Origin of the sequence: Iodidimonas muriae (assembly GCF_014647255.1) — a bacterium.
GTDB lineage: Bacteria > Pseudomonadota > Alphaproteobacteria > Sphingomonadales > Rhodothalassiaceae > Iodidimonas > Iodidimonas muriae.
The window spans coordinates 421,285-447,404 of record NZ_BMOV01000001.1 but is presented as its reverse complement, the minus strand read 5'-3'; the positions used below and the strand labels follow the sequence as shown (position 1 = coordinate 447,404).

Sequence of the window (26,120 nt, the reverse complement as noted above, 5' to 3'; positions counted from 1 at the left end):
ATCACTCCTTTGCCGCATCGGCGGACATCATATCCCGCAAAACGGTCGGCCCACCTTCCGGCGCGGAAAACTGACGATCCTTCTGCGGACCGGGCTTCGGCGTTTCACCACGTTTCAGGGCTTCCAAAATGGCCTTGGTGCTTTCATAGGTCAGATCTTCATAAAAATCGTCATTGATCTGCACCATGGGCGCATTGCAGCACGCCCCCAAACATTCCACTTCCGTCAGATGGAACAGCCCATCTTCGGTGGATTTGCCCTTTTCAAGCCCCATATCGGTGCAGGCACGCATCACCTCGTCGGAGCCACGCAACCAGCACGGCGTGGTGCCGCACAATTGCACATGATGGCGGCCAATGGGCTTCAAATTGTACATGGTGTAAAAGGTTGCGACCTCGATCACCTGAATTTTCGGCACAGACAGCAACTCGGCAATATGTTCGATGGCCTCCCGGCTAACCCAACCTTCATTTTGCCGTTGCGCCAGATAGAGAAGCGGCATCACCGCAGAGCGTTGCCGCCCTTCGGGATATTTCGCAATAATGGCCTTCACTTCGTCCTGATTTTCATCGGAAAAACGAAACGGACCGCCGCTTTTGGTCACTTCAAGCATATCGATCAAACTCCCTCAGCGATCCACTTCACCGAACACAATGTCGATGGATCCAAGAACCGCCGGCACATCGGCCAGCATGTGGCCTTCAAGCATCATGTCCATGGCTTGCAAATGCACAAATCCCGGCGCGCGGATCTTGCAGCGATAGGGCTTGTTGCCGCCATCGGACACCAGATACACCCCGAATTCGCCCTTCGGCGCCTCTACGGCGGCATAGACCTCGCCCTCGGGCACTTTGTAGCCTTCGGTATATAATTTGAAATGATGGATCAACGCTTCCATGGAGCGCTTCATCTCACCCCGGCGCGGCGGAGCCACTTTCCGATCTTCCGTCAGCACTTCACCGGCGGGAAGCTCGTTGATGCATTGGCGCATGATCTTTAAAGACTGCCGCATTTCTTCGACGCGCAGGATAAAGCGATCATAGCAATCGCCATTCTTGCCCACTGGGATGTCAAAATCCATCCGGTCATAGACATCATAGGGCTGGGATTTGCGGAGATCCCAAGCAAGACCCGTAGAGCGAAGCATGGGGCCGGACATCCCCCAATCCATCGCCTGTTCCTGCGTCAGAACACCGATATCCACATTGCGTTGCTTGAAGATGCGGTTTTCCACCAGCAGAACTTCAATATCCTCGATCACTTTGGGGAAGGTTTCCGTCCACGCCCAAATATCGTCGATCAGGTCTGGCGGCAAATCCTGATGCACCCCGCCGGGACGAAAATATTTCGCATGCATCCGCGAACCAGAGGCACGCTCATAAAATTCACACAGGGTTTCGCGCTCTTCAAAGCCCCACAGAATCGGCGTCAGCGCCCCCACATCCATGGCATGAGTTGTCAGATTCAGGATGTGGTTCATGATCCGCGTCAGTTCCGCATAAAGCACACGGATATATTGCCCACGCAAAGGCACCTCGATGCCCAACGCCTTTTCAACCGCCAGAGCATAGGCATGCTCCTGGTTCATTGGCGCGGCATAATCCAGACGATCAAAATACCCGATGGCCTGCATATAGGTCTTGTGCTCGATCAGCTTTTCCGTGCCGCGATGCAACAATCCGATATGCGGGTCCGTGCGCTCGACCACTTCCCCGTCCAGTTCCAGAATCAAACGCAAAACACCATGCGCGGCAGGATGTTGCGGGCCGAAATTCAGATGATAGTTCTTGATTCGGCGGTCATGGCTCACTTGGCTGGTCATGCCTTATCTTTCTCCGCTTCGGCCGCTTTCTCGTCGCCGGGAAGGATATATTTGGCGCCTTCCCACGGGCTGAGGAAATCGAAATTCCGGAATTCCTGCGTCAGTTTGACAGGTTCGTACACCACGCGCTTTTGCTCTTCATCATAGCGCAGCTCGACATAACCACTGAGCGGGAAATCCTTGCGCAGGGGATGGCCCTGAAATCCGTAATCCGTAAGGATTCGGCGCAGATCAGGATGGTTTGAAACCATCACCCCATACATGTCCCACAATTCGCGCTCGAACCAGTTGGCAGACGAATAGACCGACACTACCGAAGGCACCGGCGTCTGCTCATCCGCTTCCACCTTCACCCGGATGCGCTGGTTCAGATGCATCGACAACAGGTGATAAACCACATCAAAACGCATGGGGCGCATGGGCCAATCCACACCGCACAGATCCACCAGAATGCGGAATTTACAATCGGGATCGTCACGCAAAGCGGTCAAAACCTTGACGATCTGATCGGTTCTGGCGGTTATGGTCAACTCGTTATTGGCCACGGAAAAACCCGTGACCTCATGTTCGAGAATCGCCTCGATATGCTTGCCAAGCTGCTCTAGCGTCGTGACGGTCATCATCCCATCTTTTTCCTTGATCTCTCCGGCCTCTTTCCCATTGCGCCCGCTTAGCGGTGCAAGGTTCCCGTCCGGCGAATTTTCCGTTGAAGCTGCAAAATGCCGTAAAGCAGCGCTTCAGCCGTTGGAGGGCAACCGGGAACATAAATATCCACCGGCACAATGCGATCACAGCCCCGCACAACAGAATAGCTGTAATGATAATAGCCGCCACCATTGGCACAGGAGCCCATGGAAATCACATAACGCGGCTCGGACATTTGGTCATACACCTTGCGCATGGCGGGGGCCATTTTGTTGCACAATGTTCCGGCCACGATCATCACATCCGATTGACGCGGGCTGGCGCGTGGAGCCGCACCAAAGCGTTCCAGATCGTAGCGCGGCATACTGCTGTGCATCATCTCAACGGCGCAACAAGCAAGCCCGAAGGTCATCCACCACAGGCTACCGGTGCGTGCCCAGTTGATCAGATCATCAGCCTTGGCAACCAGGAACCCTTTGTCGGACAATTCCGCCTGCACATCACGGAAAAACGCATCATCATGCGGGGCCAGCACAGAACCGGCTCCCTTGGGAGATTCTGGGGCAACTCCGGGCATAGCACCCTGAGCCGATGCCTTCATCATGGCGTCTACTCCCATTCCAACGCTCCCTTTTTCCACTCATACACAAAACCGATGGTCAAAACGCCCAGGAAAATCATCATCGACCACCAGCCGAACATCCCCAAGTCGCCCAAAGAAACAGCCCATGGGAACAGGAATGCGACTTCCAGATCAAAGATGATGAATAGAATGGCCACCAGATAAAAACGCACATCGAACTGCCCGCGCGAATCTGTAAAAGCCTCGAACCCCGATTCATAGGCGGAGACTTTCTCGCTGTCCGGGTGCTGCTCGGCCAAAAACCAAGCAGCTCCAACAAAAACCACCGAGAACGCGATCGCCACACCAAGGAAGATGAGGATCGGCAGATAATCTAGCAAAAAAGTTTCCACGGAGCGCTCCGTATAGAAGTCCGAAACATCTGGCGGTAACATAACGCCCCACCAGAGCCTCAAAAAAACGACAAGCCATATGGCCAAACAATAGACTGCCAGCGCTATAGCAAACCTACGCCAGCTTTCAAAGCCCGGCATATGAATAACGGCAAGTTCGTGGCAGAAAAAGCCTCTTTTCCCAAACAGCCATCATGTCGCATGATTGTGAAGCGCCAATCACCTCGCTTCAAAGAAAGCAAGGCGCGATATGATCGGGAAATGACAGGGAAAAGTGGCGGGAGTGACGGGACTTGAACCCGCGGCCTCTGGCGTGACAGGCCAGCGCTCTAACCAACTGAGCTACACCCCCGCAAGAAAGCGGTTGTCGGCATCTTTATCGCATTAAAAGCCATAAAGAGTCACCGTTTCGACGACGACGTGGCGGGAGTGACGGGACTTGAACCCGCGGCCTCTGGCGTGACAGGCCAGCGCTCTAACCAACTGAGCTACACCCCCGTGGTGTGCGTCGAGGCCCGTTGAAATAGGGGGCGAAAGCGAAGCTGTCAACGCAAATATGCCCTTTCTTTCAAAGCAATCGCATAAACAGATTTAGAGCGTGAAAAATTTTCCCGCTTTTCAGGGCTTTTTCAAGGATTCATCAGCCAATCTGGCCCCGGCGATCATGGTCAGGATCACCGCTCCCGCAAAGCAATAAAGGCCGGGCTGAGAAAATGCCGTGCCCAATCCGCTGGATTTTACCGAAAAGACAAACAGCGCCAGCACCAGCACATCCAGCATAGACCAGCGCCCCAAACGCGCCAAAAGCTGAAGAAGATGGTTCGTGTGGGCCGTGGGGCGCCACCAGATCACCGCCAAAAGGCAAAGCTTGGTAATGGGAAACAGAATCGTAAACAGGATCAAAACACCACCTAGCAAAAACTCCCGACCCTGCAAAAGCCCCCAACTCACCCCCAACAAAGACGATTCCGAAGAAAAAAACAGGAATTTTTTCACATAAAGCACCGGCAAGACATATCCGCAGGCGAACAACAGCGCCGCCAAAGCGAGAATCGCCCCCGTCACGCGGCAAGGTGCCGAATCAGAATATGTGGCAAGTGAAGAGGTGCCGTCTGTTTGCCGACCAGTTTGGCGCATATCCCTGCCCTCTCTCCATCACGTCCTGTCTGCCGCCCGCTCCGACCGTCTCATGATTGCCACAGCCCGCAAAGATCTGCCAGCTTTACCCGATAGCCACTTGATTTCAGCGCGCGGCCTGTTAACACTTGTGAAAGAATTGAGTTGGGGAGGAGCACCTGAACAATTCGGTCGGCAAGCTGCGCCAGACAAAAGAAACAAGCGTCAGATGGCAAAAGACCAAAAAGCGCTTGGCCCTTTATCGTCATAAATGGCTCTCTGCACCAGATCGAATCAAGGCTGCTCATAAAGCGGAATGTCATCTGACATTCCGCTTTTTTCATGAACGGCTCAGAGCTTTGCCTTGGCCAGCGAAAAGCTCACGATATAAATCACCGCCGAAATCAACAGGCCCGACCATAAAAGCCCGGTCATCTTGTCCAACGCCATCGGGATAAGATCGGGAAGGCTCGCCGCCAAAGCGCAAGACACGCCAACCAGCACCGGTTTCTTGTGCTTTATCAAGCGCAGCACAATAAAGGGCAAAATCAGTTCCAGAGCCCCTGCAACCAGCCACAGGAAGCCCCAGCCCTGCTCAAACCACGCGGCGACATATTGCGGCGTTTGCACCATGAAAATCAAAATATCAATGGAATGACGGATGGCCGTCCCCAAAGGCACCTGATTGCCATAGATCAGCCCCAACCAAAAACCGATGCCATTCACCAGGGCAATCATCACCAAAAAGACAAGGGACACAGCCACGATGCTTGTACCCTGCCCTTTGCCGCCCGTCATGTCGCTATGAGTCGCCATAAACCCCTCCAATATCAGCAATATCATATCATTCTGTGACTGTGCTTGGATGATGCCTTTTGACGCCCAGTGCAAAGCAATCCTACACACAATCTCTGGAGCAGACCGGCGCCCAAAAGGCAAAATGGTTTTGATGCCCCAAAGGCGTGGCCTGCAACGAAGGCTTCGCGAAAAGGCCCGTCAACGCCGCAAGATGCGACGGATAATATAGTGGCTGTATTTTGGGAAAATGGTGGGCGGTGACAGTCTCGAACTGCCGACCCTCTCGGTGTAAACGAGATGCTCTACCAACTGAGCTAACCGCCCCACAAGTAATGCCCCGTCTCATAGCGGAGGCTTGCAGCGAAGACAACCGTTTTTGAACGGTCAGATAAAAAAAACGGCCGCTTGTGCAATACAAACGGCCGTTTCCGGATACAAATCCCTATCAGGACCTGATCAATTCACCGCGTCCTTCAGCTGTTTACCAGCTTTGAACTTGGGTTGTTTGGACGCAGCAATCGCAATCGGTTCACCCGTACGTGGGTTGCGGCCCTGCGACGCAGCGCGATGTGCAACCGAGAAGGTGCCAAATCCGACCAGCCGTACTTCGTCACCCTTGGACAGGGCATCGGAGATGCTGGAAAAAACGGCGTCAACGGCTTTCGTTGCATCCGCTTTCGAAAGATCAGCCGCCTCGGCGACATTCGCGATAAGTTCGTTCTTATTCAAGGTTTACCCCCTCGTGCTGTTGTGAGGTTCCTCCGTGGGTCAGCGGAGGCAGTGTAGTGCGGACTTTTTTAAACTGTCAAAAAGAAAACCGCAGGTTCCTGCGGTTTTCCACAGCTTTCATGAGGATGTCCCGAAAAGGGACAAGACCCTCATGCTTAATGGGTCACGGTTACCCCCGACGCGACCTCCGCATCATCACCCGCTATGGGCTTGATTGCGTTCGATTTTTCCTCATCCTCTTCGGTCCATTCGATGGGGACGAGGGGACGAGTCAGCGCTTTTCGCAGAACTTCGTCCACATGGGAAACGGGAATAATTTCCAAGCCCCGTTTCACATTATCAGGGATTTCTGCCAGATCTTTTTCATTTTCGGCAGGAATCAGAACGGTCTTGATACCAGCGCGCAGGGCCGCAAGCAGCTTTTCTTTCAGCCCGCCAATGGGCAGAACCCGCCCACGCAGCGTCACTTCGCCGGTCATGGCAATATCGCGCCGCACAGCAATGCCGGTCAGAACCGAAACGATCGACGTGACCATGGCAATACCCGCAGAGGGGCCATCCTTGGGGGTTGCCCCTTCGGGAACATGCACATGGATATCGATCTTTTCAAAGGCCGTGGGCTTCACCCCATAGGTCACCGCACGGCTATGAACGAAGGAGCGGGCAGCCTGAATGGATTCCTGCATCACATCGCCCAACTTACCGGTGGTAAGCACACGCCCCTTCCCTCGGGTCGTGACGGCTTCGATCGTCAGGATTTCGCCACCCACTTCTGTCCAGGCAAGACCGGTGGTCAGGCCCACCTGATCTTCCGTTTCCGCTTCACCATAACGATAGCGACGCACCCCGGCATAATTGCCAAGATTCTGCACCGTCACTTGAACGCGCTTGCGCTTGCCTTCAACGATTTCCTTCACCGCCTTGCGCACAAGACGGGCAATCATCCGCTCCAGATTACGCACCCCGGATTCACGGGTATAATAACGGATCAGATCGCGCAAAGCCGCATCCGAAATAGACCATTCCGAGCTTTTAAGCCCATGATCTTTAATCTGTTTCTTCAGCAGATGGCGCTTGGCAATTTCGACCTTTTCATCTTCCGTATAGCCCGACAGATGAATGATCTCCATACGGTCCAGCAAAGGCTGCGGCATGTCCAAAGTGTTGGCCGTGGTCACGAACATCACATCGGACAGATCATAATCCACTTCCAGATAATGATCGTTGAAATGTGAATTCTGCTCAGGGTCGAGAACCTCCAGCAAAGCGGAAGCGGGATCGCCCCGGAAATCCTGCCCCATCTTGTCGATCTCATCGAGCAAGAACAGCGGATTGGCCGACCCGGCCTTCTTCAAATTCTGCATGATCTTACCGGGCATAGACCCGATATATGTGCGCCGATGTCCACGGATTTCCGCTTCATCCCGCACACCACCCAAGCTGAAGCGGATGAAATTCCGCCCCGTGGCCTTGGCAATGGAGCGCCCCAAGGACGTTTTCCCGACGCCCGGCGGGCCCACAAGACACAGGATCGGGCCTTTGATCTTGTTGGCGCGTTGCAGCACCGCAAGATATTCGACGATCCGCTCCTTCACCTTTTCCAGACCATAATGGTCTTCATCCAGCACATGTTCAGACCAATGGATATCTTTCTTGACGCGGGTGCGCTTGCCCCACGGCATAGACAGAATCCAATCCAGATAATTGCGCACCACGGTGGCTTCCGCCGACATGGGGCTCATGGATTTGAGCTTCTTCAGCTCCGCAATGCATTTCTCGCGGGCTTCCTTGCTCAATTTGGTTTCGGCAATGCGCGCTTCCAGCTCTGCGGTTTCTTCCCGACTTTCGTCGGTTTCGCCCAGCTCTTTCTGAATCGCCTTCAATTGCTCGTTCAAATAATATTCGCGCTGCGTTTTTTCCATCTGACGCTTCACACGGCCACGGATCTTTTTTTCCACCTGCAGCACGCCGATTTCGCCTTCCATGAAGGAAAAAACCTTCTCAAGACGTTCGGTCACTTTGATGGTGGACAGCAAATCCTGCTTGTCGGAAATTTTCAGAGCCAAATGCGACGCCACCGTATCCGCCAGTTTCGACGGATCGTCGATCTGATTGGCAGACACCAGCACTTCCGGCGCAATTTTCTTATTGAGCTTCACATAAAGCTCGAACTGCGCCAGCACCGAGCGTTGCAGCGCTTGCAATTCTTTATCCGCGCCGGTTTCTTCTTCCACATCCACAATGGACGCTTCAAAAAAATCATCATTCTCAACGAATTCGGTGATACGGGCCCGGCCAGATCCTTCGACCAGAACTTTTACCGTGCCATCGGGAAGGCGCAGAAGCTGGAGCACATTCGCCAATGTGCCCATTTCATAAATATCGTCCGCTGTCGGGTCGTCCTCGCCGGCATTCTTCTGGGAGACAAGCAGGATGGGTCGATCATCCTTCATGACTTCCTCAAGCGCACGCACACTTTTTTCACGCCCCACGAACAAAGGGACAATCATGTGCGGAAAGACAACAATGTCTCTCAGCGGCAGGACAGGATAGGTCTTGTCCATGCTATTTCCGATCTTCTTTCAAACACCAATGGGCGCGGTCCGTCACATGAAAGCGCAATGAGCCCCATGAAATGACCCGCGTGACTTACATCTGAAATGGCATTCTCTCGCAACCATTCAAGAGCAAAGGGCTCTGATCACGCAGAAGTCCCTGCCTCATCCCGCCGCTCTGCATAGATAAAGAGCGGCTTGGCAGCAGAATCCACCACATCGTCATTAATGACAACTTCCTCCACACCATCAAGCGACGGTAGATCGAACATGGTTTCCAGCAAAATGTCTTCCATGATCGACCGCAAACCACGTGCCCCGGTTTTACGGGCAATGGCGCGCCGTGCAACGGCACGTTTTGCTTCATCGGTGAAGGTCAGAGCGACCTCTTCCATCTCGAACAAGCGTTGATATTGCTTGAGCAAAGCGTTTTTCGGAGTCGAGAGGATTTCCACAAGGGCATCTTCATCCAGATCTTCCAATGTCGCAATCACGGGAACGCGACCGACAAATTCCGGAATCAATCCGAATTTCAGAAGATCTTCGGGTTCGGCATGCATCAAAAGCTCACCAACCGAGCGATCCTCGGGCGAGGAGACGCTGGCCCCGAAGCCCATGGATTTGCCCTGCATACGTGAAGACACAAGACGATCGAGGCCCGCAAAAGCCCCGCCGCAGATGAACAGGATATTGGTGGTATCGACCTGCAGGAATTCCTGTTGCGGATGCTTGCGCCCCCCTTGCGGCGGAACGCTGGCAACGGTGCCTTCCATGATCTTCAGCAGGGCCTGTTGCACCCCTTCGCCCGACACATCGCGGGTGATGGAAGGATTGTCGGACTTGCGGCTGATCTTGTCCACTTCATCAATATAAACAATACCGCGTTGGGCACGTTCCACATTGTAATCGGCGGATTGCAAAAGCTTGAGAATGATGTTTTCCACATCCTCGCCCACATAGCCGGCCTCTGTCAGGGTGGTGGCATCGGCCATGGTAAACGGCACATCCAGAATACGGGCCAATGTCTGGGCCAGCAGGGTTTTGCCGCAACCGGTGGGGCCAATCAGCAAAATGTTCGATTTTGCCAGCTCCACATCGCTGCTTTTTGCTGCATGATTCAACCGCTTATAATGATTATGCACCGCCACCGACAAAACGCGTTTCGCCTTTGGCTGACCGATCACATAATCATTGAGGACATCGAGAATTTCCTGTGGCGTTGGCACGCCATCGCTGGATTTCGCAATTCCCGATTTGCTTTCTTCGCGGATGATATCTGTGCACAGTTCAACACATTCATCACAGATGAATACCGTCGGCCCCGCAATCAGTTTACGAACTTCATGCTGGCTCTTCCCGCAGAAAGAGCAGTAGAGCGTATTTTTCGAATCTCCGCCGCTCAATTTCGTCATCGGACTTCCCTAAGTCTTCCAATAAGTCTTCATCGTAGAACAGCGCGTGACCATGCAGCAACCGCTTTATCAGGCCAAATCGCAATCCCGTGGCCTTCGGTGCCCGTCACAAGAACAGCACCCAACCGACCAATGGCCCTATTCTACGCCTTTTAACCTTGCTGCCAGCTTAAAATGACCGTGAATCTAACAATCATTCTGCGTCATCTGGGCGTTTTTCCAAAACCTCATCCACAAGACCCCAGTCCTTGGATTCTTCCGCGCTCATCCAGCGGTCGCGATCCAACGCTTTTTCAATCTCTTCCAAGGGTTGGCCCGTATGGTCGACATAAATATTGTTCAGGCGTTCACGCAATTTCAGAATTTCGCGGGCCTGAATTTCAATATCCGTTGCCTGCCCCCGAAAGCCGCCAGACGGCTGATGCACCATCACGCGGGCATTCGGCAGGCAAAAGCGCATGCCTTTTTCACCGGCAGCCAGCAAAAGCGACCCCATGGAAGCCGCTTGCCCGATGCACAGCGTTGCCACTTTCGGACGGATATATTGCATGGTGTCATAAATCGCCAAGCCCGAGCTCACCACGCCACCGGGAGAATTGATATAAAAGGAAATATCTTTTTTCGGATTATCGGCTTCAAGATACAGGAGTTGGGCAACGATCAGGCTGGATATATTGTCTTCCACCTGCCCGGTTAGAAAAATGATTCGCTCTTTCAAAAGGCGCGAATAAATATCGAACGCCCGTTCGCCGCGATTTGTCTGCTCGACCACCATCGGCACGAGCTGACTTGTAAATTGGTCCACGATATCGACCATAGATGCTGCGCTCCCGTTGATTCATGCGACCGGTTTTACACCGGTCAGGGTCTTTAAAGAAAGCCTTTAGAAGAAAGAAGGCCGCAGCAAGCCAATGCCCTACTGCGGTCTTCTGTCAACAAAAATGACAAGCAAAGGGCTCAGCTCTTAGAGTCGTCCTTGCTGGCCGCTTTTTTTGGTGCTGCCTTTTTGGCAGCAGGTTTCTTGGCCGCAGCTTTCTTGGCCGGGGCTTTCTTTTCAGCCGCTTTCTTTTCAGCTGGCTTCTTCTCGGACGCTTTTTTTGCTGCAGGCTTTTTCGCTGCAGTTTTCTTGGTCGCGGATTTTTTCGCGTCTTTGGCCTGGTTTTCTTCTTCCTCATCGTCCTCGCGCACGGCTTTGCGCAGGTCTTCAAGGCTTATCTCGGTATCTTTGAGATCGGCCATTTCAAGGATGAAATCGACAACCTTGTCTTCATAAAGCGGCGCGCGGAGCTGGGCCATGGCCTGCTCGTTCTTGGTGTAGAATTCAAACACCTCGCGCTCTTGCCCCGGATAGCGACGGGCTTCATCGGCCACACGGCGCATCAGTTCATCACGGTTGATTTCAACCTTATTGGCCAAGCCAAGCTCGGACAACAACAGACCAAGACGCACACGACGTTCCGCAATATTGCGGTAATCCGCACGATCTTCTTCCGACTCCGGCTCGTCTTTATCAGCCAGTTCGGATTCGGTGGCCTCACCGGACATCACGGCATCGCGTTTGATCTGCTGCCAGATATCACGATATTCCAGATCCACCATCCCCTGAGGCACCGCGAAATCATAGGAATCAGCCAGTTTATCGAGCAATGCGCGCTTCACTTTGGCCCGCGACAGGGTTTTTGCTTCCTGCTCGAGTTGGGTTTTCAGCGCTTCTTTCAACTGATCAAGGCTTTCAAGACCGAAATTCTTGGCCATGTCGTCGTCGATTTTGGTGTCGGCAGGCTTCTTCACCTCTTTCACTTCGACATCGAAGCTGGCGTCTTTCCCGGCAAGCTCTTCACTGCCATAAGGATCAGGGAAGGTCACCTTCACAGTCACCTTGTCACCGGTTTTGGCGCCGACAAGCTGATCTTCAAAGCCCGCAATGAACTGGCCAGACCCAAGCTCAAGCTGGAAATCTTCGCCCTTGCCGCCTTCAAATTCTTCACCGTCCACCGAACCGACAAAATCGATCACAACGGCATCGCCGGTTTTCGCTTTGTAAGTTTTTGCAGCGGTTTCAAAACTTTTGGACTGACCGGCCAATGTTTCGATCGCAGCATCAACATCCGCATCCGAAGGTGTTGCGATCAAACGCTCAAGTGCTGGTGCCTTGAAGTCTGACGTATCCACATCGGGCAAAATTTCAGTGGACAGGGTAAATTCGAACCCTTTTTCCTCATCAACTTCGCCAACATCCACCTTGGGCTGCAAGGCCGGACGGATTTTCTTTTCGCGGAAAAGCTGATCGGTGCTTTCGCGGACCGATTCTTCCACCGCTTGCCCAAGCGCCGCTTCGCCGTGAATTTTCTTCAACAGCGCGACCGGCGTTTTGCCCGGGCGAAACCCTTTCATCCGCACCTTGTGGCGCAGATCATTCAATATATTTTGAACCCGCTGGTCGAGATCAGCCTTTTCGATGGTGATCTTGTATTCCCGCGTCAGTCCGTCGTTTTTCAATTCGTTGATTTGCATGCGCTCACTCGTGGCCTATGGGATGACCATCTCAAATCTAATAGTGGTGCGGGCGAAGGGACTTGAACCCCCACGTCCTCTCGGACACCAGAACCTAAATCTGGCGCGTCTACCAATTCCGCCACGCCCGCTGATGAAAACCTATCGTTATTAACGATTTTGCTTCCCGGTCGGGGCCGTTTTTCTTCGGCACCGCAAACCGGTACGGCAGATCGGCGTCTCCTTAGCACAGGCTGTTACGGAAAAACCAGTCCGATTGCACAAACTTGGTCATCCTGTGGAAAACAACACGCACCCAAAGCGCTTCACACGCGTCTTTTATGGCACTTTTTCAGCGAAAAACACTGCTTTTTAAACCTTGCTCCATCTCTTTTGAAACAACAGGCAGGGCCGCGATCAAATCGCCCGCCACCAATCCTCGTCCAAAATTTCGCGCCGCCGCCCCATGACTCCAGACCGCACAGCATGCCGCAGCCATTGCAGGCATCCCTTGCGCCAACAGCCCCGCAACGCACCCCGTGAGCACATCACCGGAGCCGGCAGTGGCAAGATCGGGCGGTGCCGCCGTTTCAATAACCGCACAGCCATCAGGGGCAGCAATGACAGTATCCGGCCCCTTGTGAACGAGAATCGCCCCCGCCCGATGCGCCGCCGCCCGCGTGATCGCCAATTTTCCTTCTGACCTATTTGTGGCTGTTTTCTGTGCGCCAAACACCCTTTGGAACTCTCCTCCATGGGGTGTCATCACCACATCGCATTGGATGGCGGCAAATAAAGCATCGGCCTGCCCTTCAAAACTGGTGAGCGCATCGGCATCCAAAACCACCGGCTTTCTTTGTGCCAAGGCCAGATGCACCTGCCGCCTTAAAGCCTCACCAACGCCTGCGCCCGGCCCTATCGCCAACACTGTGCGTCGGTGATCCGCCATCAAAGCGCCCAGCTCTGAGTCGTTATCATAAGGGGCAACCATCACTTCGTCCAAAGCCCCTGCCTGAATGGCATAGCCTTCGGATGGGCTAGCAAGGGTGACAACCCCCGCTCCCATGCGCAAGGCAGCGCGCGCTGCCATGCGGCTGGCACCAAGGGCCGGAGGACGCCCTCCCAAGACCAAGGCCGAACCATGCTGGTATTTATGATTGGACGGAGATTTTCGCGGCCAGCGGTCACGCCACAGATTTGGAGAATTTTCAAAGGTCATAGGCGCTATGTGATCAAGCACGCATGCCGGAATACCGATATCATGCACCACCACCCGACCACAGTGATACCGGCCGGGAACAAGCACATGCCCCGGCTTCTTGCGAAAAAAAGTAACCGTCAGATCCGCCTGGAACACGGCCCCTTCCGCCTGCCCCGTATCACCGGAAAGGCCCGATGGCACATCCACAGCCAACCGGAAGGCATTGCACCGATTGGCATCCATCACCATCTGCTGCGCCCTGCCCTTTATAGGCCCGCGCAGGCCGGCGCCAAATACCGCATCGATCACCAGATCTGCATCTTCCAACAAGGATGGGTCATAAGCTGACGTCATGCCGTCATAGCGTTGTGCCATCGTGAAGGCATCGCCTTTCAGTGCCGCGATATCTCCCTCGAACACCACATGCACATCACATCCGGCTTCGCGCAAATAACGGGCCGCAACCCAGCCATCACCGCCATTATTGCCCGGACCACACAGCACCAGAACCCGCCTTATGCCGGTGCGAGCCAACGCCAATTGCGCAACACCCATCCCCGCGGCGTCCATCAGGTCCTCGCCGGAATGGCCCATAGCCATCGCGGCCCGGTCAGCAGCGGCCATCTGGGCGCAGCTTAAAAGAGCTTCATCGCTTCGTGGATTGAAACAAGCCATGACATATTATCCCTTGATCGCTTCAACCAAGACTACGGGTTGAAGCTGTCTGGGCAAATATCAAAGCAAAAAAGAGATGGTGGGGCGAGCGACGGGACTTGAACCCGCAACCTCCTGGACCACAACCAGGTGCTCTAACCAAATTGAGCTACGCCCGCCATCGGCATGGAAGGCGCTCGTATTAACGAGGAATAATTGGCGCGTCAAGCAGCCAAAATTCCCTTTTTCAATCAGCACAAACCACTATGCTGCTTAAATCATGTGCAGCTGCATTATTTTTATGCAAAAATAGCGTGCAAATTGGCCGCGCATCTTTTTCAAGCGGCCCCAAAAGCCTTGTTTTCCGGGAATGTCCCGATTTGGCACGGAACCTGCTATCTCTTTCATGGGTAGCTTGGCGAGGCTTTTTGAGAGGCACATACGGCGCACTGTCCAGAAATCTTGCCAGCCGCACGCGAACCAACAGATCAGGGCTTTTCGGACATATGTCGGATATTTGCCAAACCCTGAAAGAAATCGACCGGAATGACAGATGAAAAAGATCGAAGCGATCATAAAGCCGTTCAAGCTCGATGAAGTGAAAGAAGCCCTGCACGAGGTGGGGGTTTCCGGTATCACAGTGATAGAAGCACGCGGCTTTGGTCGCCAAAAAGGCCACACAGAGCTTTATCGAGGCGCAGAATATGTGGTTGATTTTGTGCCCAAGGTGAAGCTGGAAATCGTGATCGACGATGCCAAGCTGGAAGCCGCTGTGGAAGCCATCCAGAACGCCGCGCATACTGGCCGGATCGGTGACGGCAAGATTTTCGTCACCGCCATCGAGGATGCCATCCGTATTCGCACCGGCGAAACCGGGCCAGACGCCATCTAGGCAGCAAACAACCCGTTCTTTTCAATTCACCCGACCCGACCACTCCCCTCCCGGGATCAAAAGCAGAGAAAGATTATGTCGAATTATTCTGACCTGTCCGCCACCGAACTCTTGCAGATCTGCAAAGACGAGGACCTCACATGGATTGATCTGCGCTTCACCGATCCGCGCGGAAAATGGCAACATCTGACCATGGATTCTTCCTTCATGGATGAAGACACTTTGGAAGAAGGCCTGATGTTCGATGGGTCATCCATTGCCGGCTGGAAAGCCATCAACGAATCCGACATGATTTTGAAGCCGGATCTGAGCTATGTCACCACCGATCCCTTTACGGCCCAAGGCACAGCGGTGGTTTATTGCGATATTCTGGAGCCTTCCACCGGGCAACCCTATGGCCGCGATCCGCGTTCCACAGCAAAACGGGCCGAAGAATATCTGAAATTCACCGGAATCGGCGATACGGTCTATATCGGGCCGGAACCGGAATTCTTCGTGTTCGACGATGTGCGCTTCAAGGTGGATTATTCCGGTGCCATGTATCAGCTTGATGATATCGAAGGCCCTTATAATTCCGACAAAATTTATCCCGAAGGCAATATGGGCCACCGCCCCCGTGTGAAGGGTGGATATTTCCCTGTGGCACCGGTGGATTCCGCCTTCGATCTGCGCGGCGAAATGGTTACCATTTTGCGCGAAATGGGCGTCAGCATGGACAAACATCACCATGAAGTGGGCGCCAGCCAGCACGAATTGGGCATCACCTTTGGTAAGCTCACCGAAATGGCCGACAAGATCCAGCTTTATAAATATGTGGTGCACCAGGTCGCCCATTCCTACGGCAAAACCGCCACTTTCATGCCCAAGCCGGTGAAAGATGACAATGGATCGGGCATGCATGTGCATCAATCCATCTGGAAGGACGGCAAGCCTTTGTTCGCAGGATCGGGCTATGCGGATCTGTCGGATACAGCCCTTTATTATATCGGCGGCATTATCAAACATGCCAAGGCGATCAATGCGTTCACAAACCCTTCCACCAACAGCTACAAGCGCCTGACCCCCGGCTTCGAAGCTCCGGTTCTGCTGGCCTATTCGGCGCGCAACCGCTCCGCTTCTTGCCGTATCCCTTATGTGTCAAGCCCCAAGGGCAAACGGGTCGAGGTGCGTTTCCCCGATGCCACTGCCAATCCCTATCTGGCTTTTTCCGCCATGTTGATGGCCGGTCTGGACGGTATCGAAAACCGTATTCACCCCGGCGATGCCATGGACAAGGACCTTTACGCCTTGCCACCCGAAGAGCTGACAGGCGTGCCTACAGTTGCCCGATCCTTGCGCGAAGCACTGGAGGCCCTGCAATCGGATAGTGATTTCCTGAAAAAAGGCGATGTGTTCAGCCAAGACCAGATTGACGCTTATGTGCATCTGAAATTCGAGGAGGTCACGCGGTTTGAACTCAGCCCGCACCCCATCGAGTTCGATATGTATTACAGCTCGTAAATTTGCTTTTGCCACAATCCATCAAGACGCCTCGCACTTCTGGTGCGGGGCGATTTTTATGCCCTTAAAAGAGATCGGGAATTTGCATAAAAAAAGGCCGGAAATCCACTGGGGACTTCCGGCTAAAGTAGGATCCTTTGGGGAGGATAGCCTCCGGAGAGGCCAAAATCATATTGCACTGCATCACCAATTATTGCAATGCAAAAATTCCATTTTATATGCTTTTTTTATCATGCAATTTTCATGGCTTACCATACGCTGCATAGCACAAGAAAACGCGCTTTATGCAAGGTACATTGGCAGCGTGAAGAGCATTTTGTCACATACAGGGAGAAAAGCGGTCGGGATCGAGAAGCGTGGAGCGCGATACAAGACGGCGCTCGCTTTTCTCACGATGATGACGGATCACCACATGCGGAAATCCCACGCCCCGGGGCTGAACGATTCGCTCGACAACCCAGATATTTTCCCAGTTTCCACTTTCGATAAAGCTGTCACCCACATCAACCCGATGCCGTTCGCCTGAAAGGGATATGGGCCGCTTTAATCCAAACGCACGTGCCAAGCCTGATATTTGAAGCATTACAGAACTCCATTCCTGAGCACAAAGCTTAGCACAATTCCACATTAAGATTTGTGACAAAGGAAAGCCAAAATTTGGCCTCAAAAAACACGCCCACAGCACAAGGAGTTGAAGTGTTGTTAAGAAAAAGGAAAGGCAAGACTATTACGGTCTGTTTCAATGATAAACGCTCTAAAAATATCCGACTCGGCCCCCCATGCCCGGCCTTTGACAGCGCGCCAAGCAGCGTTGAAACCCCGCCTGACCGCGGCAAACATCAATGAAAAATCATTTCTGGCAACGGATTATCTTAATCATTTCAATGAAGTGGTAATGCTTCTTGAGATGGTACCTGATATGCTGGACATGTTGGAAGACTGTGCCGACTGGTCACCCAAAACCTATCAAAAACATTTCGCCGATAGCGGATTTGCCGATAAGGCATTGGCCATAGAGGCTTATGAGAATGCGCCTGAACCAAGCCGCACCCTGTTCGACAATCTGACACAAAGGCTCAACACGCTCATTCTGGATGCGGTGGCCGATATTACAGCGCTTGTGGGCGACCAAGAGGCGCTATCCTATCGTCTCGATGCCTATCTGTCGGACATGCGAATGCTTCTTTCCGCTCTTAACGGGGTGATCCACGGCAAGACCCATATGGATGAAGACCTCAACCATATGTCCAGCGCCATATCGGAAAAAGACCCAAGTGCAGACACCACCGAAGCTGCAAGCCAGGCCGACATCGACGCTCTGTTTGATTAAGTCGGCTATATAACGAACTGTAATCGCATTACTTTTTCTGCTCCTGCGCCCATTTTAACCGGCTGATAGGCTGTCTTGTGTTTTGCCGTTGCAAGATAGTGTTGCCATCCCTCCCCCCATTTCCCCTATATTGGCTCACCAGTTTCCTCTTTTTTGACACGACAAAGAAAGACTCCGACTCCATGGCTGACCTGTTTCAGGATGTATCGCACACAAAATCCGACTATTCGGCGCAAGACATCGAGGTTCTGGAAGGGCTGGAGCCGGTTCGCCAAAGGCCGGGCATGTATATCGGCGGCACCGATGAACGGGCCTTGCATCATCTGGTGGCCGAAGTACTCGACAATTCCATGGATGAAGCCGTTGCAGGCCATGCCAGCCGGATCGAAGTGGATATGGCCGATGATGGCAGCATCACCATCAGCGATAACGGCCGCGGGATTCCGGTAGACGAGCACCCGAAATATGCCCCCAAATCCGCTTTGGAGGTGATTCTCACCACATTACATTCGGGCGGAAAATTCAAAGAAGGGGCCTATGCCACGTCTGGCGGGCTGCACGGCGTCGGAATTTCGGTGGTGAATGCCTTGTCGGTGCAAATGGATATTGAAGTGGCCCGCGACCGGACCCTTTATCGGCAAAGCTATTCTCGCGGATATGCACAAGGGCCGCTGGAATGTCTTGGGCCTGTGCAAAACAGACGCGGCACCAAAATCACCTTCCTGCCGGACCCGGAAATTTTTGGCGAAAAAGCAGCTCTGAAAGCCGCCCGTGTCTATCGTCTGGCGCGTTCCAAGGCCTATCTGTTTCGTGGTGTGGAAATCCGTTGGCGCTGTACCGAGGCTTTGGCCCATAAAGGCGATGATACGCCACAAGAAGACACGCTGCATTTCCCCGGCGGCTTGGCAGATTTCCTGTCGGAAAGCCTGAAAACCCGCACAATGGCAACCGAAACCCTCTTTGCGGGGGTCGCCTCATTCCCCGAAAAAGCAGGGAAAGTGGAATGGGCTGTGGGCTGGCCGGAATTTGGCGAAGGCATGTTGTCTACCTATTGCAACACCGTCCCCACCCCCCAAGGCGGCACCCATGAAAGCGGGCTGCGCATGGCGCTATTGAAGGGCATGCGGGCTTATGGGGAAATGACAGGCAACAAACGCGCGGCCCAGCTTGTGGCGGATGATGTCTTCGCCTCTTCCGCCGCGATGCTGTCCGTCTTCATCAAAAACCCGCAGTTTCAAGGCCAGACCAAAGACAAGCTTTCAACGCAGGAAGCGCAGCGCCTTGTGGAAAATGCCATCCGCGACGAATTCGATCATTGGTTGGTGGAATCGCCCGAGCGCGGACAAAGCCTTTTGGGCTGGGCCATTGAACGGATGGATGAGCGCCTGCGTCGCCGCGCTGAACGTGAGGTCAAACGCGCTTCTTACACCTCGAAGCGGCGCTTGCGGCTGCCGGGCAAGCTTACCGATTGCTCACAGGATTCCGCGGAAGGCACCGAGATTTATATCGTCGAGGGCGACAGCGCCGGTGGCTCTGCCAAACAAGCCCGCGACCGCAAAACACAAGCCGTTTTGCCCATTCGTGGCAAGATATTGAATGTGGCCAGTGCCACGGCACAAAAAATCGCCGCCAATCAGGAAGTGCAGGATCTGACACTGGCCTTGGGCTGCGGCGTTCGGGAACATTATAATCCGGAAGCCCTGCGCTATGAAAAAGTGATCATCATGTGCGATGCCGATGTGGATGGTGCGCATATCGCAACATTGCTGATGACATTCTTTTTCCAGGAAATGCCGCAAATGGTGCGCGATGGACGGCTTTATCTGGCGCAGCCGCCGCTTTATCGGCTGGCAAAGGGCGGTGTGGTGCATTATGCCCGCGATGATGCCCATAAGGATGAGCTCATGGCCACGGTTTATGCGGGCAAGAGCAAGGTTGAAGTTTCACGTTTTAAAGGTCTTGGCGAAATGCCGCCTGCCCAATTGCGCGACACCACCATGGCTCGCGCCAGCCGGTCATTATTGCGGGTTACCCTGCCGCAACCGGGCGAAAACTTTCAGGCCACAGCCAGCCTTGTTGGCAAGCTGATGGGCAAACGCCCCGAAGAGCGCTTCGCCTTCATTCAAGAACATGCGGAATTTGTAGACGAGGAAGCGTTGGACGTTTAACGCGCCCCAATCGCCTCGAAGCCGAAAAGTTCAGCCTCAAGATGGCCCGGGAACACCGCACCATCTTGAATACTCTCGATTAAATCAAGCCCGCCAGCGGACTGGACGGGTCTGCATAGCGCTTTTTCGGCATCCGCCCCGCAAGATAGGCATGGCGCCCCGCCTCCACCGCATGTTTCATGGCACGGGCCATGCGCACCGGATCTTTTGCTTCGGCAATGGCGGTATTCATCAACACACCATCACAGCCCAATTCCATGGCAATGGCCGCATCCGATGCGGTGCCCACGCCTGCATCCACCAAAACCGGAACGGTGGATTGTTCAACGATCAGGCGGATATTGACCGGATTTTGAATACCCAATCCCGATCCGATAGGAGCCCCCAAAGGCATGATGGCCACACAGCCCATATCATTGAGCTCGCGGGCAAACAAAGGATCATCGCTGGTATAAACCATCACCTTGAAGCCTTCGCTGATCAGCACTTCGGCCGCTTTCAAGGTTTCACGCATATCGGGATAAAGTGTTGCCTTATCACCCAGAACTTCAAGTTTCACCAGATCCCAGCCCCCGGCTTCACGGGCCAGCCGCAAGGTGCGCAAAGCATCATCGGCCGTAAAGCACCCGGCGGTATTGGGCAGATAGGTGATGGATTTGGGATCAAGATAATCCGTAAGCATGGGCTGGCCGGGATCGGACACATTGACCCGCCGCACCGCGACCGTGACGATTTCCGCCCCGGAGGCCGCTACGGCCTCGGCCGTTTGTTCAAAATCACGATATTTTCCGGTCCCAACGATCAAACGTGAACCATAAGTTTTTCCTGCAATCTGCAAGGGATCGGTCACTCTATATCCTTCCGAAACTGCGCTCTGCTGTCCGCCACCGACAAAATGAACGATTTCCAATTGGTCACCATCGACGATGTGTGTATCGTCGAACATTGATTTGGGAACAATTTCACGATTGCGCTCCAACGCCACCTTGCGTGGGTCCAACGACAGAGCGTCAAGAAGCCCACGTGCCGTCAAAGGCGCATTGAAAGAGCGGTTTTCGCCATTGATCGAAACAGTAATCACGCATACACCCAAAATTTGAAAGCCGTGGTTTCAAGTGATAGTCACCATTCAGGCAACGGGCAAGATCGCTTTGTTCCATAATTCGCTGCTAACACTTTTCTGCCGTGGCAGAAGTCTTTATACAGGCAAGCAGCCACAAGATGGAGGGTGCCGTTTTGTTGCGTTGCACACAGGCTCAGGGTCGAAATTGAATGCCACATATCCTTGTTCTGAACGGTCCCAATCTCAATCTTCTCGGCGTAAGGGAGCCTGATATTTATGGCTCTGAAACCTTAGCCGATGTGGAAGCAAGCCTTGTGGCTTGGGGAAAAGACAACGGGATCAGCTTTGAATTACGGCAAAGCAACCATGAAGGCGACCTGATCGATTGGCTGCACGAAGCCCGCGATGAAGCCGATGCGGTGATTCTCAATCCCGGCGGATTGACCCATAATTCGGTATCACTGGCCGATGCAGTCTCCGCTTTGGAAAAACCGGTGATTGAAGTCCATCTATCAAATATTTTTGCGCGCGAGGCATTTCGCGCCCATTCCACCATCAGCCGTGTGGCCGCCGGTGTGATCACCGGGCTGGGAACCACCGGCTATCTTCTCGCTGCCCAAGCGCTTGCAGCACAGCTTTTCAAACAAGAAGAAGGATGACGCACATATGTCCAAATTGAAGGACACCAAGGATCTAATCCGGGAACTGGCCGAACTCCTTGAAACATCAAGCCTGAGCGAAATCGAAGTTGAAGACGAGGATGTGCGCATCCGCGTTGCACGCCAAGCACAGGTCCATCATGTGAGTGCCGCCCCGGCGCATCCGGCTCCCGCACCTGCAGCGGCCCCTGTTGCCGCAGCACCGGCAGCCGCCGCACCCAGCCAAGGCCCTGCCGAGCATCCCGGTGCCGTGCCCTCCCCCATGGTGGGGACCGTTTATCTGGCTCCGGAACCCGGTGCCCCGACCTTCGTGAAGGCCGGCGACAGCGTAGCGGAAGGCGATACTTTATTGATCGTAGAGGCCATGAAGGTAATGAACCCCATTGCGGCGCCCCGTTCTGGTACTGTGACGCGCATATTGGTCTCCGATGCGCAACCCATTGAATATGGCGAGCCACTGGTAATCATTGAATAACGGTGGCACAGACAATGTTTCAAAAAATACTGATCGCCAATCGCGGTGAAATCGCCTTACGAATTCATCGTGCCTGTCAGGAAATGGGCATCCGCACCGTTGCGGTCCATTCCACCGCCGATGCCGAGGCCATGCATGTGCGTTTGGCGGATGAATCGGTGTGTATTGGCCCTCCTCCATCGGCGGACAGCTATCTCAATATTCCGGCCATCATTGCAGCGGCGGAAATCACCGGTGCCGAAGCCATTCATCCCGGCTATGGCTTCTTGTCGGAAAATGCCCGATTCGCTGATATTGTCGAGGAACATAATCTCACATTCATCGGCCCGACACCGGAGCATATTCGCACCATGGGTGATAAAATCACCGCCAAGGACACCATGAAACGCCTTGGTGTTCCGGTGGTTCCCGGCTCTGAAGGCGGCATCACCGATGACGACACCGCATTCGAGGTGGCACAATCCATCGGCTATCCGGTGATCGTAAAAGCGGCGGCAGGCGGCGGCGGTCGCGGCATGAAAGTGGCCCATAGCCGGGAAGATCTGTCTCACGCTTTGTCTTCAGCCCGCACGGAAGCCAAGGCTGCCTTTGGCGACAATGCGGTCTATCTGGAAAAATATCTGGGAAAACCGCGCCATATCGAAGTTCAAATTCTGGGCGATGGCCAAGGACGCGTCATTCATTTGGGAGAGCGTGACTGTTCCTTGCAGCGCCGCCACCAAAAGGTTCTGGAAGAAGCGCCCTCGCCCATCATTACCGAAGCCCAACGCATGGACATCGGCGCACGCTGCGTTAACGCGCTTTCCAAGCTGAAATATCGCGGTGCGGGAACCATCGAGTTTTTATATGAAGATGGCGGCTTTTATTTCATCGAGATGAACACCCGTTTGCAGGTGGAGCATCCAGTCACGGAAATGATCTCGGGCATTGATCTGGTGCGCGAACAAATCCGGGTGGCAATGGGCGAGCCCTTGCGTTTCACCCAGGAAGAAATCCGTCTGCATGGCCATGCCATTGAATGTCGAATCAATGCGGAAGACCCGATGACCTTTGCGCCATCGCCCGGCACTGTCTGCGATTATCATGCACCGGGCGGCCTGAGCGTGCGGGTCGATTCGGCGCTTTATACGGGTTATCGGGTTCCCCCTTATTATGACAGCCTGATTGCCAAGTTGATCGTCCATGGGGAAAGCCGTGAAGATTGCCTGATGCGCCTACGCCGTGCTTTGGATGAATATGTGATTGGCGGCATCAACACCTCGATTCCACTGCACAAAATTCTGATGGACGAGCCTGATTTCCAAAAAGGCGATTACACCATCCATTGGCTTGAAAAGTTTTTGAAGGAGCGCAACGCTTGATCTTTTGCAAAACCCTGATGTTTGCGAGAGAATCGACTTTGACCATCCAAATATCCCCGCACAGCCTGTTATGGGCTGTGCGATAATGAGGCGAAAATGTCACGTCTAACGCCAGACATTCTCCTTCGTGCCTATGCCTGCGGCCTGTTCCCCATGGCCGATCATAGCAACAGCCCCGATGTATTCTGGATCGACCCGGAACAGCGCGGCATCTTGCCTCTTGATGGCTTTCACATTCCGAAGCGTTTGCGCAAAACCATACGCCAAGATCGTTTTCAGATTCGGATCAACACCGCTTTCCGTCAGGTCATGGAAGCCTGCGCCCAACCTGCCCCGGGGCGGGAAAATACGTGGATCAATGAAGAAATCCTGTCCACATACAGCCAGTTACACGATCTTGGGGCCGCCCATAGCGTGGAATGTTGGCGCGATGGCGTCCTTGTGGGCGGGCTTTACGGGGTGGATTTGGCCGGAGCCTTTTTTGGCGAAAGCATGTTTCACTTTGAAACCGACGCCAGCAAAGTTGCCACTGTCCATCTGGTAGCACGCCTGAAATGGGGCGGTTACCGTTTATTGGATACGCAATTTGTAACCGAGCATCTGGAACAGTTCGGTGCGCAAGAAATCCCGCGCGAAACCTATCAGCAGATGCTGAAAAAGGCGCTTGGCGTGAAGGGGGATTTTTATTCCATGCCCGAAGGACTGATCGGCTCGGACGTTTTACAAGCGATCACCCAAACATCATAAACAGGATGTTCAAGGGCATGCAGGCCAGGGCTGGAGGCCAGCATCCATCCGGTAAACAACCGCCGCCGTTCCTGATCATGCTGTTCTTCTATTTCAAGAAACGCAAAGGTTTCCGGCGGCTCTTCCGGCGGGCGCGATTGGCAATGCCGCGCGGTAATTAGCAGACTGCCAAATTGCACTTCCTGATCTTGCGGCAGCTCCAGTTCCGTAATGCGGGCTGTCACCTTATCAAGGGCACGGGCAATGGTAATGGTATTTTCTGTGGGACCTTTGGCGGTTGTTGTGGAAGGAACATCGCGCCAATCCTGCGCCACAGAAAAGGCAGGGGCCACCACCGCGCCACCTGCCACGCAGAATAAAAGCCCCACCTTCTGGAAAAGGCGTGTCGGGAAATGCCGGGGCTTATTCCTCACTGCTTCCCGCATCGCCACTATATACTGCCTTGGAAATCAGCCCGAACAGATCAATCGGACCCTGGGTGAAAGCCACTTCATCACCGGGTTGAAGATAGTCTGGCACGCCACCGGGCTGCACATCCACATAGGTATCGCCCAAAAGACCATCCGAAGTGATCTTGGCAAAGCTGTCGGTCGGCAAAGACAGGGATTTATCCACCGTAAAGCGGATAACGGCCTGAAAGCTTTCCGGGTCCAGCCGCTGCTCGGTCACCGTGCCGATCTTGATGCCAGACATGCGCACATCCGCCCCCATGGACAGGCCGCCCACACGATCAAACCGCGCTTCCAAAGGATAACCATCACCGCCACCAACGCCTGTCGTTGAATAAGCCACATAAAGGAACACAGACGCCACCACCAACACAACGGCACCGATCAGCGACTCAACCAAGTTTCCACCCACGGGGTTCTCCATCTTTCTTCAGCATCACTCCGGCTATGATCGTTTCATGATAACAAATCAAAGCCGGAGGCATATTTCATCAGATCACATAGCGTCTCCCTTGATCAGGGAGTCCATGCCTCATAATCACCGGTGGCCGCAGGCCGCTTTCCGCCCGAATGAAGGCTACCCGCAGGGCGGTATGCCTCTTGCGTTCCTGTCAGATTAGGCAGATGCGGCTTTTCCCAAGGCTTGGGCGTAATGGCCTGTTCTTCGGGAAGATCATCGGTGGTGCGATGCAGCCAGCGATGCCATTGCGGCGGCACCCGGGAGGCATCGGCCACGCCATTATAAATAACCCAGCGACGTTTGCCGTCCTTGGCAAGATAATAGACATTGCCCTGCTCATCTTCGCCAACGCGTTTACCGTGACGCGCGGTGAACAGCGACGTGCCCATTGTGGCTCCGTTCCACCAGGTGAAAATTTTGCTAAACACACTCATTGACCGGACATATCCCTTTTTGCGCGGCCCATTATGCCGCCCGAAAGCGCCGGGACTATGGCAAGTTCAAAGCCAAAGGTCCAGATGCAGTTCGCATCCTGCCACAGACAAAAAAGAAAAGCCGCTCAAAGCTGCGCGAGCACGAACATTTTCAACGCCCGGCTCCCCCCGTGAAACCGCAA

At 53.8% G+C, this 26,120-nt stretch carries 27 protein-coding genes and 5 tRNA genes; 8 read left to right on the top strand and 24 right to left on the bottom strand.

Annotated elements, in window-relative coordinates:
• Position 1: 1 nt before the first annotated feature.
• From nuoE to IEX96_RS01805, 19 genes are all read right to left on the bottom strand, one after another.
• Entirely contained in the window at positions 2 to 613 is a 612-nt protein-coding gene (gene nuoE, locus IEX96_RS01895) for an NADH-quinone oxidoreductase subunit NuoE (protein WP_188873379.1), read from the bottom strand.
• Positions 614 to 628: 15 nt separating this feature from the next.
• A complete protein-coding gene (locus IEX96_RS01890) occupies positions 629 to 1,822 on the bottom strand; it encodes an NADH-quinone oxidoreductase subunit D (protein ID WP_150006116.1) in 1,194 nt (397 codons plus the stop codon).
• Complete coding sequence (locus IEX96_RS01885; RefSeq protein ID WP_229773464.1) at positions 1,819 to 2,445, bottom strand: NADH-quinone oxidoreductase subunit C; 627 nt, start codon at positions 2,443 to 2,445, stop codon at positions 1,819 to 1,821. Before IEX96_RS01885 ends, IEX96_RS01890 begins: the two co-directional genes overlap by 4 nt.
• 47 nt (positions 2,446 to 2,492) lie before the next feature.
• Positions 2,493 to 3,044, bottom strand: coding sequence for a NuoB/complex I 20 kDa subunit family protein (locus IEX96_RS01880; RefSeq protein ID WP_150006134.1), 552 nt, complete (start codon positions 3,042 to 3,044; stop codon positions 2,493 to 2,495).
• Positions 3,045 to 3,076: 32 nt separating this feature from the next.
• Positions 3,077 to 3,442 (bottom strand): NADH-quinone oxidoreductase subunit A, encoded by a 366-nt coding sequence (locus IEX96_RS01875; RefSeq protein ID WP_149999317.1) that lies wholly within the window; start codon positions 3,440 to 3,442, stop codon positions 3,077 to 3,079.
• A gap of 275 nt (positions 3,443 to 3,717) precedes the next feature.
• Positions 3,718 to 3,794, bottom strand: a tRNA-Asp gene (locus IEX96_RS01870).
• 69 nt (positions 3,795 to 3,863) lie between these two features.
• Positions 3,864 to 3,940: transfer RNA gene (locus tag IEX96_RS01865), tRNA-Asp, on the bottom strand.
• 120 nt (positions 3,941 to 4,060) lie between these two features.
• Positions 4,061 to 4,579: a paraquat-inducible protein A gene (locus IEX96_RS01860; protein WP_150006115.1), complete on the bottom strand. Its 519-nt coding sequence runs from the start codon at positions 4,577 to 4,579 to the stop codon at positions 4,061 to 4,063.
• A 50-nt stretch (positions 4,580 to 4,629) separates the two neighbouring features.
• Positions 4,630 to 4,902: a hypothetical protein gene (locus IEX96_RS01855; protein WP_150006114.1), complete on the bottom strand. Its 273-nt coding sequence runs from the start codon at positions 4,900 to 4,902 to the stop codon at positions 4,630 to 4,632.
• Positions 4,903 to 4,909: 7 nt separating this feature from the next.
• Entirely contained in the window at positions 4,910 to 5,374 is a 465-nt protein-coding gene (locus tag IEX96_RS01850) for a hypothetical protein (protein ID WP_188873378.1), read from the bottom strand.
• Between the two features lie 230 nt (positions 5,375 to 5,604).
• A tRNA-Val gene (locus IEX96_RS01845) sits at positions 5,605 to 5,680 on the bottom strand.
• A gap of 132 nt (positions 5,681 to 5,812) precedes the next feature.
• Positions 5,813 to 6,085, bottom strand: a complete 273-nt coding sequence (gene hbs / locus IEX96_RS01840; protein WP_149999314.1) for a non-specific DNA-binding protein Hbs — start codon at positions 6,083 to 6,085, stop codon at positions 5,813 to 5,815.
• A 155-nt stretch (positions 6,086 to 6,240) separates the two neighbouring features.
• Complete coding sequence (gene lon, locus IEX96_RS01835) at positions 6,241 to 8,649, bottom strand: endopeptidase La (protein WP_188873377.1); 2,409 nt, start codon at positions 8,647 to 8,649, stop codon at positions 6,241 to 6,243.
• Positions 8,650 to 8,786: 137 nt separating this feature from the next.
• Positions 8,787 to 10,052, bottom strand: coding sequence for an ATP-dependent Clp protease ATP-binding subunit ClpX (gene clpX, locus IEX96_RS01830; protein WP_150006112.1), 1,266 nt, complete (start codon positions 10,050 to 10,052; stop codon positions 8,787 to 8,789).
• 193 nt (positions 10,053 to 10,245) lie between these two features.
• A complete protein-coding gene (clpP, locus tag IEX96_RS01825) occupies positions 10,246 to 10,869 on the bottom strand; it encodes an ATP-dependent Clp endopeptidase proteolytic subunit ClpP (RefSeq protein ID WP_150006111.1) in 624 nt (207 codons plus the stop codon).
• Between the two features lie 140 nt (positions 10,870 to 11,009).
• The gene (tig, locus tag IEX96_RS01820; RefSeq protein WP_188873376.1) at positions 11,010 to 12,566 is read right to left on the bottom strand and encodes a trigger factor; all 1,557 of its coding nucleotides are present in this window, start codon (positions 12,564 to 12,566) and stop codon (positions 11,010 to 11,012) included.
• 44 nt (positions 12,567 to 12,610) lie between these two features.
• Positions 12,611 to 12,697 (bottom strand) — tRNA-Leu (locus IEX96_RS01815).
• A gap of 200 nt (positions 12,698 to 12,897) precedes the next feature.
• On the bottom strand, positions 12,898 to 14,421 hold the full coding sequence (locus IEX96_RS01810) for an NAD(P)H-hydrate dehydratase (RefSeq protein ID WP_229773463.1): 1,524 nt from the start codon (positions 14,419 to 14,421) through the stop codon (positions 12,898 to 12,900).
• Positions 14,422 to 14,501: 80 nt separating this feature from the next.
• Positions 14,502 to 14,579, bottom strand: a tRNA-His gene (locus tag IEX96_RS01805).
• A 374-nt stretch (positions 14,580 to 14,953) separates the two neighbouring features.
• On the opposite strand from IEX96_RS01805, the gene IEX96_RS01800 reads away from it, so the two are divergent.
• Both IEX96_RS01800 and glnA read left to right on the top strand, forming a co-directional pair.
• Positions 14,954 to 15,292 carry a P-II family nitrogen regulator gene (locus tag IEX96_RS01800; protein ID WP_149999309.1) on the top strand — a complete coding sequence of 113 codons (339 nt, stop codon included), beginning with the start codon at positions 14,954 to 14,956 and terminating at the stop codon, positions 15,290 to 15,292.
• A 75-nt stretch (positions 15,293 to 15,367) separates the two neighbouring features.
• A complete protein-coding gene (gene glnA, locus IEX96_RS01795) occupies positions 15,368 to 16,792 on the top strand; it encodes a type I glutamate--ammonia ligase (RefSeq protein ID WP_188873375.1) in 1,425 nt (474 codons plus the stop codon).
• Positions 16,793 to 17,111: 319 nt separating this feature from the next.
• Here glnA and IEX96_RS01790 read toward each other — a convergent pair whose 3' ends face one another.
• Positions 17,112 to 17,375, bottom strand: coding sequence for a hypothetical protein (locus IEX96_RS01790; RefSeq protein WP_150006110.1), 264 nt, complete (start codon positions 17,373 to 17,375; stop codon positions 17,112 to 17,114).
• Between the two features lie 312 nt (positions 17,376 to 17,687).
• Here IEX96_RS01790 and IEX96_RS01785 point away from each other — a divergent pair, with 312 nt between their 5' ends.
• Both IEX96_RS01785 and parE read left to right on the top strand, forming a co-directional pair.
• Entirely contained in the window at positions 17,688 to 18,122 is a 435-nt protein-coding gene (locus IEX96_RS01785) for a hypothetical protein (protein ID WP_188873374.1), read from the top strand.
• Between the two features lie 182 nt (positions 18,123 to 18,304).
• Complete coding sequence (gene parE / locus IEX96_RS01780) at positions 18,305 to 20,290, top strand: DNA topoisomerase IV subunit B (RefSeq protein ID WP_188873373.1); 1,986 nt, start codon at positions 18,305 to 18,307, stop codon at positions 20,288 to 20,290.
• A gap of 79 nt (positions 20,291 to 20,369) precedes the next feature.
• On the opposite strand, the gene thiS is transcribed toward parE, so the two are convergent.
• Entirely contained in the window at positions 20,370 to 21,368 is a 999-nt protein-coding gene (gene thiS / locus IEX96_RS01775; RefSeq protein WP_373293733.1) for a sulfur carrier protein ThiS, read from the bottom strand.
• Between the two features lie 194 nt (positions 21,369 to 21,562).
• Between thiS and aroQ the strand changes: the two genes are divergently transcribed.
• From aroQ to aat, 4 genes are all read left to right on the top strand, one after another.
• Complete coding sequence (aroQ, locus tag IEX96_RS01770) at positions 21,563 to 22,012, top strand: type II 3-dehydroquinate dehydratase (RefSeq protein ID WP_150006108.1); 450 nt, start codon at positions 21,563 to 21,565, stop codon at positions 22,010 to 22,012.
• 7 nt (positions 22,013 to 22,019) lie between these two features.
• Positions 22,020 to 22,487 carry an acetyl-CoA carboxylase biotin carboxyl carrier protein gene (gene accB, locus IEX96_RS01765; RefSeq protein WP_150006107.1) on the top strand — a complete coding sequence of 156 codons (468 nt, stop codon included), beginning with the start codon at positions 22,020 to 22,022 and terminating at the stop codon, positions 22,485 to 22,487.
• Positions 22,488 to 22,501: 14 nt separating this feature from the next.
• Positions 22,502 to 23,848 (top strand): acetyl-CoA carboxylase biotin carboxylase subunit, encoded by a 1,347-nt coding sequence (accC, locus tag IEX96_RS01760; RefSeq protein WP_150006106.1) that lies wholly within the window; start codon positions 22,502 to 22,504, stop codon positions 23,846 to 23,848.
• Between the two features lie 96 nt (positions 23,849 to 23,944).
• On the top strand, positions 23,945 to 24,595 hold the full coding sequence (gene aat / locus IEX96_RS01755; RefSeq protein ID WP_188873372.1) for a leucyl/phenylalanyl-tRNA--protein transferase: 651 nt from the start codon (positions 23,945 to 23,947) through the stop codon (positions 24,593 to 24,595).
• Here the strand turns inward: aat and IEX96_RS01750 are convergent.
• From IEX96_RS01750 to IEX96_RS01740, 3 genes are all read right to left on the bottom strand, one after another.
• Entirely contained in the window at positions 24,532 to 25,008 is a 477-nt protein-coding gene (locus IEX96_RS01750) for a DUF2155 domain-containing protein (protein ID WP_229773462.1), read from the bottom strand. The two genes, aat and IEX96_RS01750, sit on opposite strands and share 64 nt — an antisense overlap.
• Positions 24,998 to 25,456 carry an outer membrane lipid asymmetry maintenance protein MlaD gene (mlaD, locus tag IEX96_RS01745; RefSeq protein WP_150006105.1) on the bottom strand — a complete coding sequence of 153 codons (459 nt, stop codon included), beginning with the start codon at positions 25,454 to 25,456 and terminating at the stop codon, positions 24,998 to 25,000. Before mlaD ends, IEX96_RS01750 begins: the two co-directional genes overlap by 11 nt.
• A gap of 104 nt (positions 25,457 to 25,560) precedes the next feature.
• Positions 25,561 to 25,938, bottom strand: a complete 378-nt coding sequence (locus IEX96_RS01740) for an NADH:ubiquinone oxidoreductase subunit NDUFA12 (RefSeq protein ID WP_188873371.1) — start codon at positions 25,936 to 25,938, stop codon at positions 25,561 to 25,563.
• Positions 25,939 to 26,120: the final 182 nt, after the last annotated feature.

Excerpts from the sequence above, each read along its gene's own strand:
- nuoE (WP_188873379.1), bottom strand. The coding sequence starts at position 613 with ATGCTTGAAGTGACCAAAAGCGGCGGTCCGTTTCGTTTTTCCGATGAA.
- IEX96_RS01800 (WP_149999309.1), top strand. The coding sequence starts at position 14,954 with ATGAAAAAGATCGAAGCGATCATAAAGCCGTTCAAGCTCGATGAAGTG.
- tig (WP_188873376.1), bottom strand. The coding sequence starts at position 12,566 with ATGCAAATCAACGAATTGAAAAACGACGGACTGACGCGGGAATACAAG.
- IEX96_RS01860 (WP_150006115.1), bottom strand. The coding sequence starts at position 4,579 with ATGCGCCAAACTGGTCGGCAAACAGACGGCACCTCTTCACTTGCCACA.
- IEX96_RS01885 (WP_229773464.1), bottom strand. The coding sequence starts at position 2,445 with ATGATGACCGTCACGACGCTAGAGCAGCTTGGCAAGCATATCGAGGCG.
- IEX96_RS01850 (WP_188873378.1), bottom strand. The coding sequence starts at position 5,374 with ATGGCGACTCATAGCGACATGACGGGCGGCAAAGGGCAGGGTACAAGC.
- IEX96_RS01855 (WP_150006114.1), bottom strand. The coding sequence starts at position 4,902 with ATGAAAAAAGCGGAATGTCAGATGACATTCCGCTTTATGAGCAGCCTT.
- IEX96_RS01890 (WP_150006116.1), bottom strand. The coding sequence starts at position 1,822 with ATGACCAGCCAAGTGAGCCATGACCGCCGAATCAAGAACTATCATCTG.
- glnA (WP_188873375.1), top strand. The coding sequence starts at position 15,368 with ATGTCGAATTATTCTGACCTGTCCGCCACCGAACTCTTGCAGATCTGC.
- IEX96_RS01880 (WP_150006134.1), bottom strand. The coding sequence starts at position 3,044 with ATGCCCGGAGTTGCCCCAGAATCTCCCAAGGGAGCCGGTTCTGTGCTG.
- parE (WP_188873373.1), top strand. The coding sequence starts at position 18,305 with ATGGCTGACCTGTTTCAGGATGTATCGCACACAAAATCCGACTATTCG.
- clpP (WP_150006111.1), bottom strand. The coding sequence starts at position 10,869 with ATGGTCGATATCGTGGACCAATTTACAAGTCAGCTCGTGCCGATGGTG.
- IEX96_RS01790 (WP_150006110.1), bottom strand. The coding sequence starts at position 17,375 with ATGCTTCAAATATCAGGCTTGGCACGTGCGTTTGGATTAAAGCGGCCC.
- accC (WP_150006106.1), top strand. The coding sequence starts at position 22,502 with ATGTTTCAAAAAATACTGATCGCCAATCGCGGTGAAATCGCCTTACGA.
- aroQ (WP_150006108.1), top strand. The coding sequence starts at position 21,563 with ATGCCACATATCCTTGTTCTGAACGGTCCCAATCTCAATCTTCTCGGC.
- accB (WP_150006107.1), top strand. The coding sequence starts at position 22,020 with ATGTCCAAATTGAAGGACACCAAGGATCTAATCCGGGAACTGGCCGAA.
- IEX96_RS01810 (WP_229773463.1), bottom strand. The coding sequence starts at position 14,421 with ATGGCTTGTTTCAATCCACGAAGCGATGAAGCTCTTTTAAGCTGCGCC.
- clpX (WP_150006112.1), bottom strand. The coding sequence starts at position 10,052 with ATGACGAAATTGAGCGGCGGAGATTCGAAAAATACGCTCTACTGCTCT.
- lon (WP_188873377.1), bottom strand. The coding sequence starts at position 8,649 with ATGGACAAGACCTATCCTGTCCTGCCGCTGAGAGACATTGTTGTCTTT.
- IEX96_RS01785 (WP_188873374.1), top strand. The coding sequence starts at position 17,688 with ATGCTTCTTGAGATGGTACCTGATATGCTGGACATGTTGGAAGACTGT.
- aat (WP_188873372.1), top strand. The coding sequence starts at position 23,945 with ATGTCACGTCTAACGCCAGACATTCTCCTTCGTGCCTATGCCTGCGGC.
- IEX96_RS01740 (WP_188873371.1), bottom strand. The coding sequence starts at position 25,938 with ATGAGTGTGTTTAGCAAAATTTTCACCTGGTGGAACGGAGCCACAATG.